The sequence below is a fragment of the Cryobacterium sp. Sr3 genome (assembly GCF_004402835.1).
Taxonomy (GTDB): domain Bacteria; phylum Actinomycetota; class Actinomycetes; order Actinomycetales; family Microbacteriaceae; genus Cryobacterium; species Cryobacterium sandaracinum.
Genome location: NZ_SOFA01000036.1, coordinates 136,838 through 149,904, shown reverse-complemented (window position 1 = coordinate 149,904; position 13,067 = coordinate 136,838). Strand labels below are relative to the sequence as shown.

At 67.7% G+C, this 13,067-nt stretch carries 16 protein-coding genes; 7 read left to right on the top strand and 9 right to left on the bottom strand.

The features are described 5' to 3' along the window. The first annotated feature begins 39 nt into the window (after positions 1-39). The gene (locus E3N94_RS11125; protein ID WP_104102139.1) at positions 40-519 is read left to right on the top strand and encodes an Lrp/AsnC family transcriptional regulator; all 480 of its coding nucleotides are present in this window, start codon (positions 40-42) and stop codon (positions 517-519) included. A gap of 103 nt (positions 520-622) precedes the next feature. On the opposite strand, the gene E3N94_RS11120 is transcribed toward E3N94_RS11125, so the two are convergent. Further along, complete coding sequence (locus tag E3N94_RS11120; RefSeq protein WP_035840308.1) at positions 623-826, bottom strand: cold-shock protein; 204 nt, start codon at positions 824-826, stop codon at positions 623-625. Between the two features lie 248 nt (positions 827-1,074). Continuing rightward, complete coding sequence (locus E3N94_RS11115; RefSeq protein ID WP_134570252.1) at positions 1,075-1,911, bottom strand: DUF3097 domain-containing protein; 837 nt, start codon at positions 1,909-1,911, stop codon at positions 1,075-1,077. A 129-nt stretch (positions 1,912-2,040) separates the two neighbouring features. Between E3N94_RS11115 and E3N94_RS11110 the strand changes: the two genes are divergently transcribed. The 3 genes from E3N94_RS11110 to E3N94_RS11105 all read left to right on the top strand — a co-directional run bounded on the left by E3N94_RS11110 (position 2,041) and on the right by E3N94_RS11105 (position 3,320). Beyond that, positions 2,041-2,754, top strand: a complete 714-nt coding sequence (locus E3N94_RS11110; RefSeq protein ID WP_104102136.1) for an SOS response-associated peptidase — start codon at positions 2,041-2,043, stop codon at positions 2,752-2,754. Positions 2,755-2,823: 69 nt separating this feature from the next. Further along, positions 2,824-2,988, top strand: coding sequence for a hypothetical protein (locus E3N94_RS16590; protein WP_158250294.1), 165 nt, complete (start codon positions 2,824-2,826; stop codon positions 2,986-2,988). A gap of 26 nt (positions 2,989-3,014) precedes the next feature. Next, positions 3,015-3,320, top strand: coding sequence for a hypothetical protein (locus E3N94_RS11105; protein ID WP_134570242.1), 306 nt, complete (start codon positions 3,015-3,017; stop codon positions 3,318-3,320). Positions 3,321-3,329: 9 nt separating this feature from the next. On the opposite strand, the gene E3N94_RS11100 is transcribed toward E3N94_RS11105, so the two are convergent. After that, positions 3,330-3,977 (bottom strand): DUF1345 domain-containing protein, encoded by a 648-nt coding sequence (locus tag E3N94_RS11100; protein WP_241987114.1) that lies wholly within the window; start codon positions 3,975-3,977, stop codon positions 3,330-3,332. A 145-nt stretch (positions 3,978-4,122) separates the two neighbouring features. Here E3N94_RS11100 and E3N94_RS11095 point away from each other — a divergent pair, with 145 nt between their 5' ends. Beyond that, positions 4,123-5,058 carry a DnaJ domain-containing protein gene (locus E3N94_RS11095; protein ID WP_134570241.1) on the top strand — a complete coding sequence of 312 codons (936 nt, stop codon included), beginning with the start codon at positions 4,123-4,125 and terminating at the stop codon, positions 5,056-5,058. Here the strand turns inward: E3N94_RS11095 and E3N94_RS11090 are convergent. After that, positions 5,045-5,953, bottom strand: a complete 909-nt coding sequence (locus tag E3N94_RS11090) for a hypothetical protein (protein WP_241987113.1) — start codon at positions 5,951-5,953, stop codon at positions 5,045-5,047. The genes E3N94_RS11095 and E3N94_RS11090 overlap by 14 nt on opposite strands. A 19-nt stretch (positions 5,954-5,972) precedes the next feature. Next, a complete protein-coding gene (locus tag E3N94_RS16585; RefSeq protein ID WP_166790097.1) occupies positions 5,973-6,125 on the bottom strand; it encodes a hypothetical protein in 153 nt (50 codons plus the stop codon). Positions 6,126-6,250: 125 nt separating this feature from the next. Between E3N94_RS16585 and E3N94_RS11085 the strand changes: the two genes are divergently transcribed. Both E3N94_RS11085 and E3N94_RS11080 read left to right on the top strand, forming a co-directional pair. Then, the gene (locus E3N94_RS11085; RefSeq protein WP_104169945.1) at positions 6,251-6,613 is read left to right on the top strand and encodes a hypothetical protein; all 363 of its coding nucleotides are present in this window, start codon (positions 6,251-6,253) and stop codon (positions 6,611-6,613) included. Between the two features lie 348 nt (positions 6,614-6,961). Further along, a complete protein-coding gene (locus tag E3N94_RS11080; protein ID WP_134570240.1) occupies positions 6,962-9,190 on the top strand; it encodes an MMPL family transporter in 2,229 nt (742 codons plus the stop codon). 8 nt (positions 9,191-9,198) lie between these two features. On the opposite strand, the gene E3N94_RS11075 is transcribed toward E3N94_RS11080, so the two are convergent. The 4 genes from E3N94_RS11075 to E3N94_RS11060 form a co-directional block, all read right to left on the bottom strand. Further along, positions 9,199-10,341: an XdhC/CoxI family protein gene (locus E3N94_RS11075; RefSeq protein WP_134570239.1), complete on the bottom strand. Its 1,143-nt coding sequence runs from the start codon at positions 10,339-10,341 to the stop codon at positions 9,199-9,201. 34 nt (positions 10,342-10,375) lie between these two features. Further along, a complete protein-coding gene (locus tag E3N94_RS11070; RefSeq protein ID WP_134570238.1) occupies positions 10,376-11,113 on the bottom strand; it encodes an SRPBCC family protein in 738 nt (245 codons plus the stop codon). After that, a complete protein-coding gene (locus E3N94_RS11065; protein WP_241987112.1) occupies positions 11,113-11,910 on the bottom strand; it encodes a VWA domain-containing protein in 798 nt (265 codons plus the stop codon). Before E3N94_RS11065 ends, E3N94_RS11070 begins: the two co-directional genes overlap by 1 nt. A gap of 465 nt (positions 11,911-12,375) precedes the next feature. Then, complete coding sequence (locus E3N94_RS11060; protein WP_134570237.1) at positions 12,376-13,062, bottom strand: TetR/AcrR family transcriptional regulator; 687 nt, start codon at positions 13,060-13,062, stop codon at positions 12,376-12,378. Positions 13,063-13,067: the final 5 nt, after the last annotated feature.

Below are 13,067 nucleotides of genomic sequence, written 5' to 3'. Positions count from 1 at the left end.
GCTTTCGCATAAACTGCTCACGGAAGAAAGAGTAGGCCGATGGAACCGAAGAAAGCCGAAATCGACCGGGTCGACCGGGCGCTCCTGCGTGCGCTGTCCGTCAACGCCCGTGCCTCCGGTGCGGCGCTGGCCGCGGAGATCGGCGTCGCCGAGTCGACCGTGTCGCTACGCCTGCGCCGGCTGCAGCAGCTGGGGCACATCCGAGGCTATCGCGCGAATATCGACCTGGCCGCGCTGGGCGCGTCCCTGCAGGCGTTGATCTCGGTTCGTCTGGTCAAGCACGCCCGCGTGCAGATCGACGCGTTCCGGGCGGCGGCGCCGCACTGGCCCGGGGTGATCGGCCTGTTCCACACCGCCGGCGCCGACGACTATCTGCTGCACGTGGCCGCGGCGGACGCGTCGGACCTGCGTGACTTCGTCCTGCAGCATCTGGCGGAGCATCCGGCGGTTGCGCACACCGAGACTAACCTTATCTTCGAGTACGTCGACGGTGACGGCTGGCAGGACCTCGTCAAATAGTTCGCTTAACGCAGACAACGCCCCTGCCGAAGCAGGGGCGTTGTCGAAGCTCGTGAGCTATGCGACTCGGAAAGCCGCCTCGCTAGTTGAGCAGTTGCGAACTTTAGAGGGCGCGGATGTTCTCGGCCTGAGGACCCTTCGGGCCCTGGGTTACCTCGAACTCGACCTTCTGGTTCTCGTCGAGCGACTTGTAGCCGTTCGATGCGATCGCGGAGTAGTGCGCGAACACGTCGGCGCTTCCGTCGTCGGGAGCGATGAAGCCGAAGCCCTTTTCAGCGTTGAACCATTTCACGGTACCTGTTGCCATTATGAAACTCCTCCAGGAGTGTTAGAAAGGCCCCGACTTTCGAGGCCGTTCGTCGCGGTATTCGTCGTCCGCTTCCGAAAGGAATACGCCGCGGCGACCGAGGTCACCGCGTTATAAGACGTGCAAGCACTACAACTACTGAGACAACCCTAGCCCACATCGCCGCGGTGCATCCAGATTCCGTGCCAATTCGGTTCCAAAGCGTTACGTTGATTGCAGGTTATGACCCGATCAGGGCGCACCCTGCACTACTCGGTGGTGACGAAGTCGATCAGCTGCTCCACCCGGCCCAGCAGTTGCGGCTCCAGATCGGCGAATGTGCGCACCCGACCCAGGATCCGCTGCCAGGCCCGGGCGATATCGGCCTGGTCCTCGTGGGGCCAGCCGAGGGCCTCGCAGATCCCGTGCTTCCATTCGATGCTGCGCGGAATCGCGGGCCACGTCGTGATTCCCAGGCGGTTCGGCTTCACGGACTGCCATACGTCGATATATGGATGCCCGACCACGAGCACATTCCGGCCGTGCGGTCCGCGCGCCACGGCGTCGGCGATCCGGCTTTCCTTCGATCCGGGCACCAGGTGGTCGACCAGCACCCCGACCCGCCGGGTGGGTCCCGGGCGGAACTCCTGCAGGAGCTCCTCGAGGTTGTCGACGCCCTCAATGTACTCGACGACGACCCCCTCGATCCGTAGATCGGCTCCCCAGACCTTCTCCACAAGCTCGGCGTCGTGCCGGCCCTCGACGAAGATGCGGCTGGCTCGGGCCACCCGCGCCGGGGCATCCCGCACGGCCATCGATCCCGAGGCGGTGCGGGCGCGGCCCTGCGGCGCCGCCTTGACCGGGACGACGAGCACCACCGGCTCGCCGTCAATCAAGAATCCGCCGCCGAGCGGAAACAGGCGCAGTTGACCGTGGCGGTCCTCCAGGGTGACGATCTTCTTCTCGATCCGCACCACAGCACCGCAAAAACCGGTCGCGACCTCTTCGACGACCAGGTCGGGCATGGCTTCCTGCGTCGGAATGACCTTCCGGCCAGCGTCCCGCCAGCCGGGGGAAAGTACATCCGCACTGTACCGATCCTGCATGTTCCGCTCGTCCATTGACGGTCTTCCTCGCTCCTGCGCCTCGCCGACACCGGAATCGACGCTAGCGGATGGTCGGCACGGTCTGCGCTCTCAGGCCGGGGTGTCGGCGTCCGGTAGTAACCTGTCTCCATGTGCGGTCGATTCATCATCACGGACACGGCGTCCGATCTCGCCGCGATGTTCGACGTCGAGCACGAGGGCGAGAACCTGCCGGAACCGTCGTGGAACATCAAACCCACCGAAAAGATCCCGATCGTGCTCGAGTCAGCCAAGGCCGGGCCGGTTGTGCGCCGGCTCGAGGGCGCGCGCTGGTCCCTGGTCCCCTCATTCGCGACCGAGCTGCAGTCGTCCTTCGCCACCTTCAACGCCCGTGCCGAAACGGCGGCGGAGAAGCCCACCTTCAAGAGTTCGGTCGCCTCCCGGCGCGCGCTGGTCCCGGCCACGGGCTACTACGAGTGGCACACGGACGGCACCGTGAAGACTCCGTACTTCATCCACTCAGACGACGGTCTTCCACTGGCCTTCGCCGGCCTCTATTCCTGGTGGCGCAATCCGGCCCTGGCCGACGACGACCCGGCCCGGTGGGTACTGTCCGCGACGATTCTCACCCAGGACGCCGAGGGTCCCCTGGCCGCCCTCCACGACCGGATGCCCGTGATCCTGGCGGAAGAATGGTGGGACCAGTGGCTCGACCCCCATACTCCGGGTGACCAGGCCCTGGTCGACGCCGCGGTGGCCGCCGCCCGGGAGACCGTCGGGAGCCTGAGCTATCACGAGGTCGCCCCGGTGCGCGGTGACGGTCCGGAACTCATCGAGCCTGTCGGGGCGCCGTCGACGGTCTGACGCTCGACCGGGTACGCTCGTTTCATCGGCCCGGCGTGCAGTGCGGGCATCGCTCGAAAGGATCGCACCATGAACGCCGTCGCCTTCACCGTCGCAATGGCCATCTTCGTCTTCGGTCTCTGGCTGTTCGGGTTCGCGTTCGAGGTGACGGCCTGGCAGTTGCCGATCTTCCTCAGCGGCATCCTCTGCGTTTCCCTGGCCGTGGCCATCCCGGTGCAGATCCTCCGCGACTAGGTCGCAGCCCCCGGTACCATGTCGGCTTGATCGCGGCGGCCCTCCGGCCCCGAAGTGTCGGCGGAGCCGTTCTCGCGCTCGAACGAGGGTTCGCGCTCGAAGACGCCGCGGGAACGGTCACCAAGCTGGACGTGCTCTCGAATGTTCCCGGCCTGGGGATGAACGAGGGCGGTTGCGACTCGGATGGCCGGTTCCCTGGCCTATTTCCCTGTGCCGGCTTTCCGGCCGCGGCCGGCTACCCCGACGGGCTGACCGTGGACGGCGACGCTGGCGTGTGGGTGGTCGTCTTCGGCGGGAGCGCTGTGCGCTCGGTCCGGGAGTTTGCCGACTGACGGGCCTCGTCAGCGCAACAGGCCGGCCACCAGGTTGATCAGGGTAGCCAAGATGAACGAGCCGAACAGATACGAGAGCAGACTGTGGCGCAACGCCGTCATCCGAATTGCGTGCGTTTGCAGACTGGTGTCTGACACTTGGAAAGTCATCCCGATTGTGAAGGCCAGGTAGGCGAAATCCCCGTAACTCGGTGGCACCGCCTGGTTGAAATCCACCCCGCCGTCGGGCCCGGAGTAGTAGAGCGAGGCATAGCGGAGCGTGAACAGGGTGTGCACCAGAATCCAGGAGAGTCCGACGCTGAGCACCGCCGCCGCCGCCAGGATTCCCCGTGCGGTGACCGAGCTGGTGTCGGTCCCCACCAGCAGGAACACCAGAGCGCCGAGGCTGCCGAGGCTGCTGAGAAGAATCAGGATGTCGGCGGCACCTCGGGACGAATCCTCCCGGGAGGCATGGCTGGCCGTGTTCTGGTTGTCCATGGGGCCGATGGTGATCCACACCCAGGTGACATACGTCACGCAAGCGGCCGCCCAGCCCGCGATCGGAGCCAGGGTCCAGCTCCCGCACACCCCGGCCAGAACAGCGACGACGACACCCACCGCGAACATGCCGATAAGTCGGGTACTCGAGCGGTGGAGGCGTTGGCCGTGCGTCGTCATATGCTGATCGTGCCATGAAATCGGGTCTCTGCGGGCCGAGGCCCGGGGCGCATCCGGTGTTATGCCAGCCAGGGTCGGTAGTGTGAGGGAACGATTGGCTGGCTGTTCCATTGCCGGCCGCACTAACGCTGAAAGAGAACGCTGGATGTCAGATAGCCCGACCGCGGCGTCGCCCTACGAGGTACTCGGCGTCAGCCCGTCGGCAAGTGACGACGAACTTCGTCGTGCCTACCGTCGCCTGCTGCGCCACACGCATCCGGACGTCGGCGGAGACGCCGCCGCCTTCCACCTCGTTCAGATCGCGTGGGAGCGGGTGGGAACCCCGGAGGGGCGCGCCGACTATGACCGCCGCCGGTACCCGGACGCGCTCTCCGAGCCGGAGCGCCCCGCCTACGCCTCCGGAGCCGGCCGCGGGCAGGCCACGCAGGCTGGGCCGCGCGCGCGCATGTACGGCCATCCGGGTGGGGAGGCGCGCCAGCGTTACCTCGAACTGCTTCGGGAATGGGCCGGGCGCGGAACCTCTATCGATGACCCGTATGCCCCGACGCTGATCCGTTCGGCGCCGCGGGAGATCCGGCATTGGCTGGCGAAGGCTCTGGCCGAGGAATCAACGGCGCAACTCGTCTCCGCCCTCGGGATCGGCTTCACGGCCTGGCATGATGTGGCTGCCGGCATGCAGGGCGGCAAGGTCGATCACGTCGTGCTCGGCCCGGCGGGACTGTTCGCGGTCCTGTCCGAGGACTGGGGCGGGCCGGTGCAGCTTCGGCGCGGGGAGCTCGTCGGTGACGCCCTCGGCCCCGATGTTCGTCCGATCGAAGACGTCGAGGGTGTCGTGCGGGCTCTGGCGAAGTCGCTGCGGGTGAGGTTCACCGCTGTGCTGGTCGTGCTGCCCGACGAGGCCCTGACTGACCCTTTGACGGTCCCCGGACGTGGCCGGCGCCCGACCGTGATCACGCTGCCGAGGTCACGGCTGATCGGGGTGCTGCGCAGCGGGCTGCCCGGAATGGACCGCGGCAGCTTCGAGAAGGTGTTCGAGTTGCGGAGCCGCCTGCAGGACGGCATCCGCTTCAGTTCGGAGTAGCCGCTTCGCGCAGGCCCAGCTTGTCGGCCCAGTACCGGAGGAATTCTGCGCCGGCCGCGTCGTGGATCAGGGACCCCTCTACGATCACGGGGTAGGGGCGCTCGAGGATACCGTCGGACGGCCGCACATCCACATGCGAGACGTCATAGCCGGCGGCATGCAGGTGGTCGGCCATCAGGTAGTCGCTGCGCGAGTCGCCGACCGAGCGCCAGACCCGGGGGAGTGTTCCCGATTCGGAGAAAAAGGCCAGCGCCCGCTCCGCGCCGCGGTCCTTGTCCAGGGTGACCGACTCGATGTCGGTCGAGATGATCGTCGGGTCGATCCGGAATCCCACGGTGCCGGCCTGGTCCGGAACGACTCGATCACCGAAACGGATGCCCAGCCCGAGTTCAACCATCACCCCGAATGCGGCCTCGTTGAACTCCACCGCGGCGGCCTGGTACCGGCCGTGGTCGGCATCCGTGCGCTGCTCGACCGAGACCATGGCCTGCTTGGTCTCGTCGAAGAACATCGTGTCGCTGAACCCGTCGACGACGAGGTTGCGCAGCATATCCACGGCGGCGGTCGGCAGGGCCACGCTGTCATCGACGACGATCTCGCCCATCCCCGCGGCAGTGATCGGGAACCAGACGGCTCCCTTCTCGCAGACCCCGTACATGCGCATCGACTCGGGCAGTCCGGCTGCGCGGAGGGGCGCGACAACCTTCTCGCGGATGAATGTCGACGACCGCCCGGTGATGAATGCGATCGGAACGTTGGCTCCGGCCAGGCTGATCAGATCCGTGATGATGCTCGGTATGGCGATGGTCCGGGACACCGGACTGGCGATCGGCCCGTCCACGTCGAGCAGCAGGCCGAGGGGGGAGACGGTTTCGCGCATACCCCAGTGTTTCATGGGCGGCCCCTTCGACCGGTCAGCGGGCTTCGGCCGTCACCTTCCCGTTGGCGGTCGCCGCAGTGATGGAGCGGCGGGAAGAGGAGTCGCTCGGGACCGACCCGCTGTCACTCTCGCCGTTGGTCGCGCGGGCGTCCACCCGGTAGGTCACCCCGTCCGCCGGCAGCCCCACCGTGATCGCACCGTTGGTGCTCCGGGCCTCGGCCGACGTCGACGGGTCGAGAAAGTCGAGTTTGACGCAGGGAGTGCCGTAGCCGACGAGGCTACCCGGCCCGGGAACGCCTATCCTTGGTCAAGATGATTACCCGACGAATCGCCGCCCTGCGCCTGGATATCCCGATCGAAATGGCGCAGCGCCACGAACTGCCCTCCCGGATGTCGGAGGCTGAACTGGCCGAGATCGAGCGCAACCCGCCGGCGTGGCTCGTGCAGTCTCGGGCCAACCGCACCGGCAAGAAGCCGGTCTGGGTGGAACTACGTTGTGATGTCTGCGGGTTCTCCGAAGCCGCGCGTCCCAAGAAGTGGTGGCCCGCCTTCACCTATCTGACCTGTGACTACCACGGATCCGAGGAACTCCCAGATGCCGCCGCCGGCCTCAGTCGCACCGAGGTCGACGGCATCGGCAACGCATTCATCGGCATCGTCGACGAGGCACCCTAGGTGAGTGTGAGTCCTGGTCGTCTCCGGTCTCGAACCAATTCGACGGAGATTTTAGGTCAAACTCCCGTTTTTTAGCCCACGGGCGCTGTTTAGAGCAGAATCTCCGTCGAATTCGTTCGGGATGAAGTTGTCGCAGAGCCCCGGACTCGACCGACAAGGATCTTGCGGCGCACGTTCGTCCCAAGTGGCAGCGATCAGGCCAACCCGGACTATACCCCCATGGGTATACGGGGCATAACTCCGAGCGTACACCTCCCGCGGTGTGTCCCGGCACCCGACAGGTGTCGGTCCGTCGGCGCCGGGTGGAGTAATTTGGCGGTAGCCGCCTGAGACCGGAGGACTTCTGCCATGCTGCGCACACTGGGCATTTTGATCGCCCGTCACCGGTTCACCTCTCTGCTGCTCTGGGCGCTCACGATCGCCGCGTGCGTGGCGACGGCACTGATCGGGGTGACGGGGGAGAACCTTTTCCAGCGGCTCTCCAGCGCCGGACCCACCGTTGAAGGCGAGGCCAGCCACGCAGCCAATCTGCTGCAGGGCACCGAGGGCGCAGACACGGAATCTCTCTCTCTGCTGATCCACGACGTCGACCTGTCCGCCCCGGACCTGGGCCTGATCCTCACCGCGGCCACGACCGACCTGTTGGAAGTCGACGGGGTATCAGAGGTCATCAACCCGCTCGCCATCCCACCGCTCCCTGACGGCTCGCCGAACCCGGCTGCGGTGCCTCTCCTGGTGCCCGACGGCACCGGACTGTTGCTGAACGCCCAGATGGTGGCACCAGACGGTGACCTCAGTGATGACCTGCTGGGCGAGGTGGAAGAACGGCTCGGCGTGGCGGCCGACGAGGTCCGGCAGCTTGAGCCGGACGCCACCGTGGAAGTCGGCGGAACCCCGCTCCTGGTGGAATCCCTGGTGGCGGTCGCCGAGGCCGACCTGCAGAAGGGCGAGCTGATCGCGTTGCCGATCGCCCTCCTTGTGATGCTGGTCATCTTCGGCGGATTCCTGGCGGCCGGCATCCCGCTGATCGGGGCGTTGGCGTCGATCGCCGGCGCTCTCGGGGCCCTCTTCGGCTTCAGCTACCTGATGGAAATCGACACCACGGTGCTCAACGTCATCACCGTGATCGGGCTGGGGCTCTCCATCGACTACGGGCTCCTGATCGTCAGCCGGTTCCGCGAGGAGTTCCGGGCACTCGTGGAGCGGGCCGGCGACAGCGAAACGCGTACGGAACGTCACGAGCTGATGCTGCAGGCGGTGGGCATCACGGCGGACACGGCCGGCCGCACGGTGCTCTACTCCGGTCTGACCTTCGCCATCGCCACGGTGGGCCTGCTGGTCTTCGAACCGACGATCATCCGTGCCATCGCCATCGGCGCGGTCTCCGTGGTGCTGATCGCCATCCTGACGGCGCTCGTTCTTGTGCCGGCTCTGCTCGGGTACTTCGGCGAACGGCTGCTGAAGCCGGGCCTGCTGACCCGCATCCCCGGCCTCGGTCCCCTCCTGACCCGTTTCGGCGACGTCGCCCCCCGGGAGGGCGTCTTCTCCCGGCTGACTCGCCGCGTGCAACGGGCGCCCGTGCTCGTGGCGCTCGGGGGCATCGCCGTGCTCCTCCTGCTCGGCAGCCCCGCGCTAAACATCAACGTGTCCAGCGGCGGCGCCGACGCCATCCCGAAGGCCTCGACCCAGTACGGGTTCGTCACGGCGCTGAACGACCACTTCCCCCTCGCCACGGCCCCGCTGGTGCAGCTCGTCTCGGACACCGATGAGGCGTCCGCCGCGGCCTGGGCCGAGGAGGTGGCGACGCTGCCGAAGGTCACCGGCACGACACCACCGGCCCTGGTGAACGGGCATTGGGTGTCGCGCGTCGGCGTCGACCAGAACGCGGGCCCGGCCGTTGTGCGGGAGATCCGGGACTACCGGCCCGACTTCGACCACTGGGTCGGCGGCACGGATGCCGCGTCGGTCGACTATGTCGACTCATTGGTCGCCGGCGCGCCCTGGGCTGCCCTGATCATCGCCGGGGCCACGTTCCTGCTGCTCTTCCTGATGACCGGTTCCGTGGTCATCCCGCTCACCGCCCTCGTGATCAGCGTCATCTCGCTCGGCGCCTCCGTGGGCATCCTGGTCTGGGGTTTCCAGGAGGGAAATCTCGCAGGCCTGCTCGATTTCGATGCCGATACGATCGCCGGGGTGGACCCTCTGGTTCTGACCCTCGTGCTCACCTTCGGCTTCGGCCTGGCCATGGACTACGAGATGTTCCTGCTCGCCCGGATCAAGGAGCACTACGAGGCGGGTGAGGCCACGCGGCTCGCTATCGAGACGGGTCTGCAGAGCTCGGGCCGGATCATCTCCTCCGCGGCCCTGATCATCGTGATCGTGTTCGCCGGGTTCGCGACCGGCAATCTGCTGCAGATGAAACAGATCGGCGTCGCCCTCGCCGTGGCCGTGCTGCTGGACGCGACCCTCGTGCGCACCATCGTGGTTCCCGCTGTGATGACCTCGCTCGAGAAGGGCCTCTGGTGGGCGCCGAGGTGGTTGCATCCGATCTACGCCCGCTTCGGGATGCGGGAGTAGGGCGGCGGCTACACCGAGGTCGGCTCGTCCAGGTCGTCGTGGTGGATCCGGTCGGCCAGGCTGCCCAACGGCTCTCCGGTGCCGCCCCACTGCTCGGCGATGATCTCCGCGGCGATGGACACGGCCGTCTCTTCCGGGGTTCGGGAGCCGAGATCCAGCCCGATGGGGCTGTGCAACCTTGCCAGCTCCGCCTCGACCACACCTGCCTCGCGGAGCCGGGTCAGTCGGTCCTCGTGAGTGCGCCGAGACCCCATCGCACCGATGTAGGCGAACGGGCCGCGGGTCAGGGCCACCTTGAGGAGCGGCACGTCGAATTTCGGGTCGTGGGTGAGCACGCAGACCACGGTGCGCTCATCCACGAGCCCGGCCGCGACCTGCTCGGCCAGGTAGCGGTGCGGCCAGCCGACGATGACCTCGTCGGCCTCCGGGAACCGGGCCGGCGTGGCGAAGACCTCGCGGGCATCGCAGACGGTGACACGGTAGCCGAGGAAGGAAGCCAGCCGGGCCAGGGCGGCCGCGAAATCGATGGCGCCGAACACCAGCATCCGTGGGCGCGGGGTGTAGCTGTTGACGAAGACCCGCATGCCCTCACCGCGTCGTTCACCGTCGGGACCGTAGGTGAGGGTGCGGTTGCGTCCGGCGGCCAGCAGCCCGCGAGCATCGTCGCCGATGGCCCGGTTCGCCCGTTCGGAGCCCAGATCGCCGTCGAAGCCGTGCGGCCGGATGATCAGGTGTCGGCCTAGACGGCTGGGATCGGGGTGCGCGATCACGGTCGCGACCCCTACCGGGGCCGATCCGGTGATGTCCTGCTCCACAGCGGCCAGCTCCGGGAAGCTCACCTGGCTGACTGGCTCGACGAAGACGTCGAGGATGCCGCCGCAAGTCAGACCAACGGAGAAGGCGTCGTCGTCGCTGATGCCGTAGCGCACCAGCACCGGCCGCCCATCCTCGATCACCTGGGTCGCGAGGTCGTAGACGGCACTTTCGACACAGCCGCCGGAGACCGAGCCGACCACCTCCCCGTCGGCGGTGACCAGCATCGACGCGCCGGCCGGCCGGGGGGCGGACTGGAAGGTGCGCACGACGGTGGCCAGGCCGGCAATGCCGCCGGCCTGCCATCCCGTCAGCAGCGGGTTCAGAACCTCACGCACAGGTGGTGACCCTTCCGGTTTCGCTCATCCGGGTCTACCGACCGCCGGCGCGGCGGCCGATCCAATAGGCGACAAACGCCACCGCTGCGATCACGCCGAGTAGCCTGGGCAGGCTGCTGAGCTGATCCATCACGATGCCCTTGGCCAGATCGAGGGCGTTCAGGCTGGTCTCGGCGGGCGGCTGCGGCGCCCGGGAGGTAGGCGCCGTCGTGAGGGGCCGGGCCGGCGGTGCGGCGGGCGGAGCCGTCGCGGTTCCCGTCCCACTGACCGTCTCGGCGGTCTTCCCGGTCGTGGCCCCGGCAGCAGGCACCGCCGGTTCCGGAGCCGGACCCGTGACCATGGCCTGCAGGTTCTCCGCGAAGAGGGCCATCATCTGGTCCGTGACGCTGCCGATGATGCTGCGCCCCACCGCGGCCACCTTGCCGGAAAGCGCCACCTCGGCACTGACCGTGCCCTGGGTCTCGCCCTCCGCCTCGACGAGGGTGAGGGTGGCCGTAGCCTGCGCCGTGCCCTGACCGCGGGTCTCCTGAGCGCGCCCCTCGAACACGGCGCGGTGCGCGGTCGCATCGCGTTCGAGAACGGTCATCTGACCTCTGTACTGAATGGTCACCGGACCCAGTTTCACTTTCATTCCGACCTGATAGGCGTCATCCGAAAGCTTGTTCAGCACCTGTGCCCCCGGAACGTAGCCGGCGACACGTTCGAAGTCCATCAGAGTCTTCCACACCTCGTCGATCGGTGCGACGACGGAGAACGTGCTGTTGATGTCCATCAACGGGTCCTCGTATTCTCGTGTGGGTACGAACGGTCGGTGCGAATCGCCGCCGCCACTTCTGCCAGGGCCGCATAGCTGTGCCCGCTGACGAACGCGTCGACAAAGGGCAACGCGGCCGCCATGCCGCCCACCACCGGCTGGTAGTGCAAAGCGATCTTCCTGGGGTTGACCCAGATGATGCGGTAGGCCAGGCGCCGCAGGCGGGCCATCTGGGTGTGCACCGATTCCGGGTCGTCCAGCGCCCACCCATCCGAGGTGATCACGACGACGGCCCCGCGGGCGAGGCCACGTCGACCCCAGGCATCCGTGAAATGGCGGATGCTTTCTGCCAGCCTGGTGCCGCCTGCCCAGTCCTGGGTGCTGGCGGCAGCCCGTGCCAGAGCCTGGTCCGGGTCGCGCGCCGCGAGCTGACAGGTCAGCCGGGTTAATCCGGTCGAGAAGATGAAGGCCTCGGCCCCCGCGACCGCGCCCTGCAGGAGCGACAGGAAAACCCGCGTGTACGGCTCCATCGACCCGGACACATCGCACAGCAGGATCAAACGGCGCAGTCGCGTGCGCCGGCGCCGGTGGACCAGGCGCACCGGTTCCCCGCCGCTGTGCTGCGCCGCCCTGACCGTGCGGCGCAGGTCCAGCCTCGGGGCGCTCCGGGAGCTCTTCCGGGTGCGGCTGCTGACGCATTCCGGCGTGGCGAGGGCGATCCGGCGCACCAGGCGACGCATCTGGGCGACCTCGTCCGGAGCCAGGACCGACGGCTGGGGCAGCGGCGCCTGGTCCGCCGCGATCGCGCAGCACAAAGTCCAGTTCGAAGAGCTTGTTGATGACGATCAGCCACTCGGGTCTGGCCAGACGGAGCTCCATCATCGGCTGACGACTGTGCCCGCCCGCGATGACCCGGGACTCCGGACCATGGCGCTCGAGTCAGGTGATCGCATCGTCGACCGTGCTGGCGCGCACATAGTCGAAGGAAGCTGGAATCTGCACAGTGGCCTCCACTTCGAAAAGGTGCCCGGCGGCAGCGATAGGCACGGAACTGTGTCACATAGCGCTCCGGGGCCGCCGGGTTGTCAACGCGAATCGGGACGGCTCCGGGCCGCCGGGGAGTCGGCCGCCGGGAGCGACCGTCCCGCAGCGGAGAACGTCGAGGGTTCAGTGGCGGTCCCGCAACGGGAAAGGCCCCGGCGACGAATCGCCGGGGCCTCATGCACTGTCTCAACCAGCGCTCGTCCGTTCACAGCAGAACCATGACCGGAAGTATGCGCCTAGCATACAGGCACGGTGATCGGTGCCGGGGGATGGTCAGGTTCGGGTCGGCGGCCGGAGTCGTCCCCGGGCCCGAGGGCCCCGGAGCGCAGCCCCAGCTCGTGTTCGGCGACGGTGCGCACGAGACCGCGCAGCCGCCGTGCATGGCCGTAGCGCACGATGGCGTGCGCGTTCAGCCCGTCGATGATCGCCAAAAGCTGCCAGGCGACGGCGTCCGGGTCGATCGCCCGGAATTCGCCGCGCGCGCAGCCGGTGTTCAACAGGACGGCCAGGAACGCCTGCCAGGCGTCCATCTGAACGCCCACCTCCACGGCGAGCGCGGGGTGGCGTCGGCCGAGGCTCCAAGCGTCGAGCCAGACCGCGGTCACGGTGCTGCGTTCGGGTCCGAGCAGAGTGTCGATCAGCGTCCGCAGGGCCGCCACGGCTGTCTCGCAGGGCGCCAGCTCCTCCGCCACCTCGCCGATCTCGGCGGCCACGATCGCCCCGAAAGTGGAAGCCACCAGGGAGTCCATGCTCGGCTGGTAGTGACTGACCAGGGCCGGGGTCACCCCGATCCGGGAGGCGACCGCACGCAGTGTGAGGGCCGACAAGCCCTCGTCAAGGGCGATCTCCCGGGCGGCGCGGGCGATTTCCGCCGCCCGCTCGATCGGTGCTTTGCGCCGCGATGCGCTCGGATCGGTTGACATGAAAC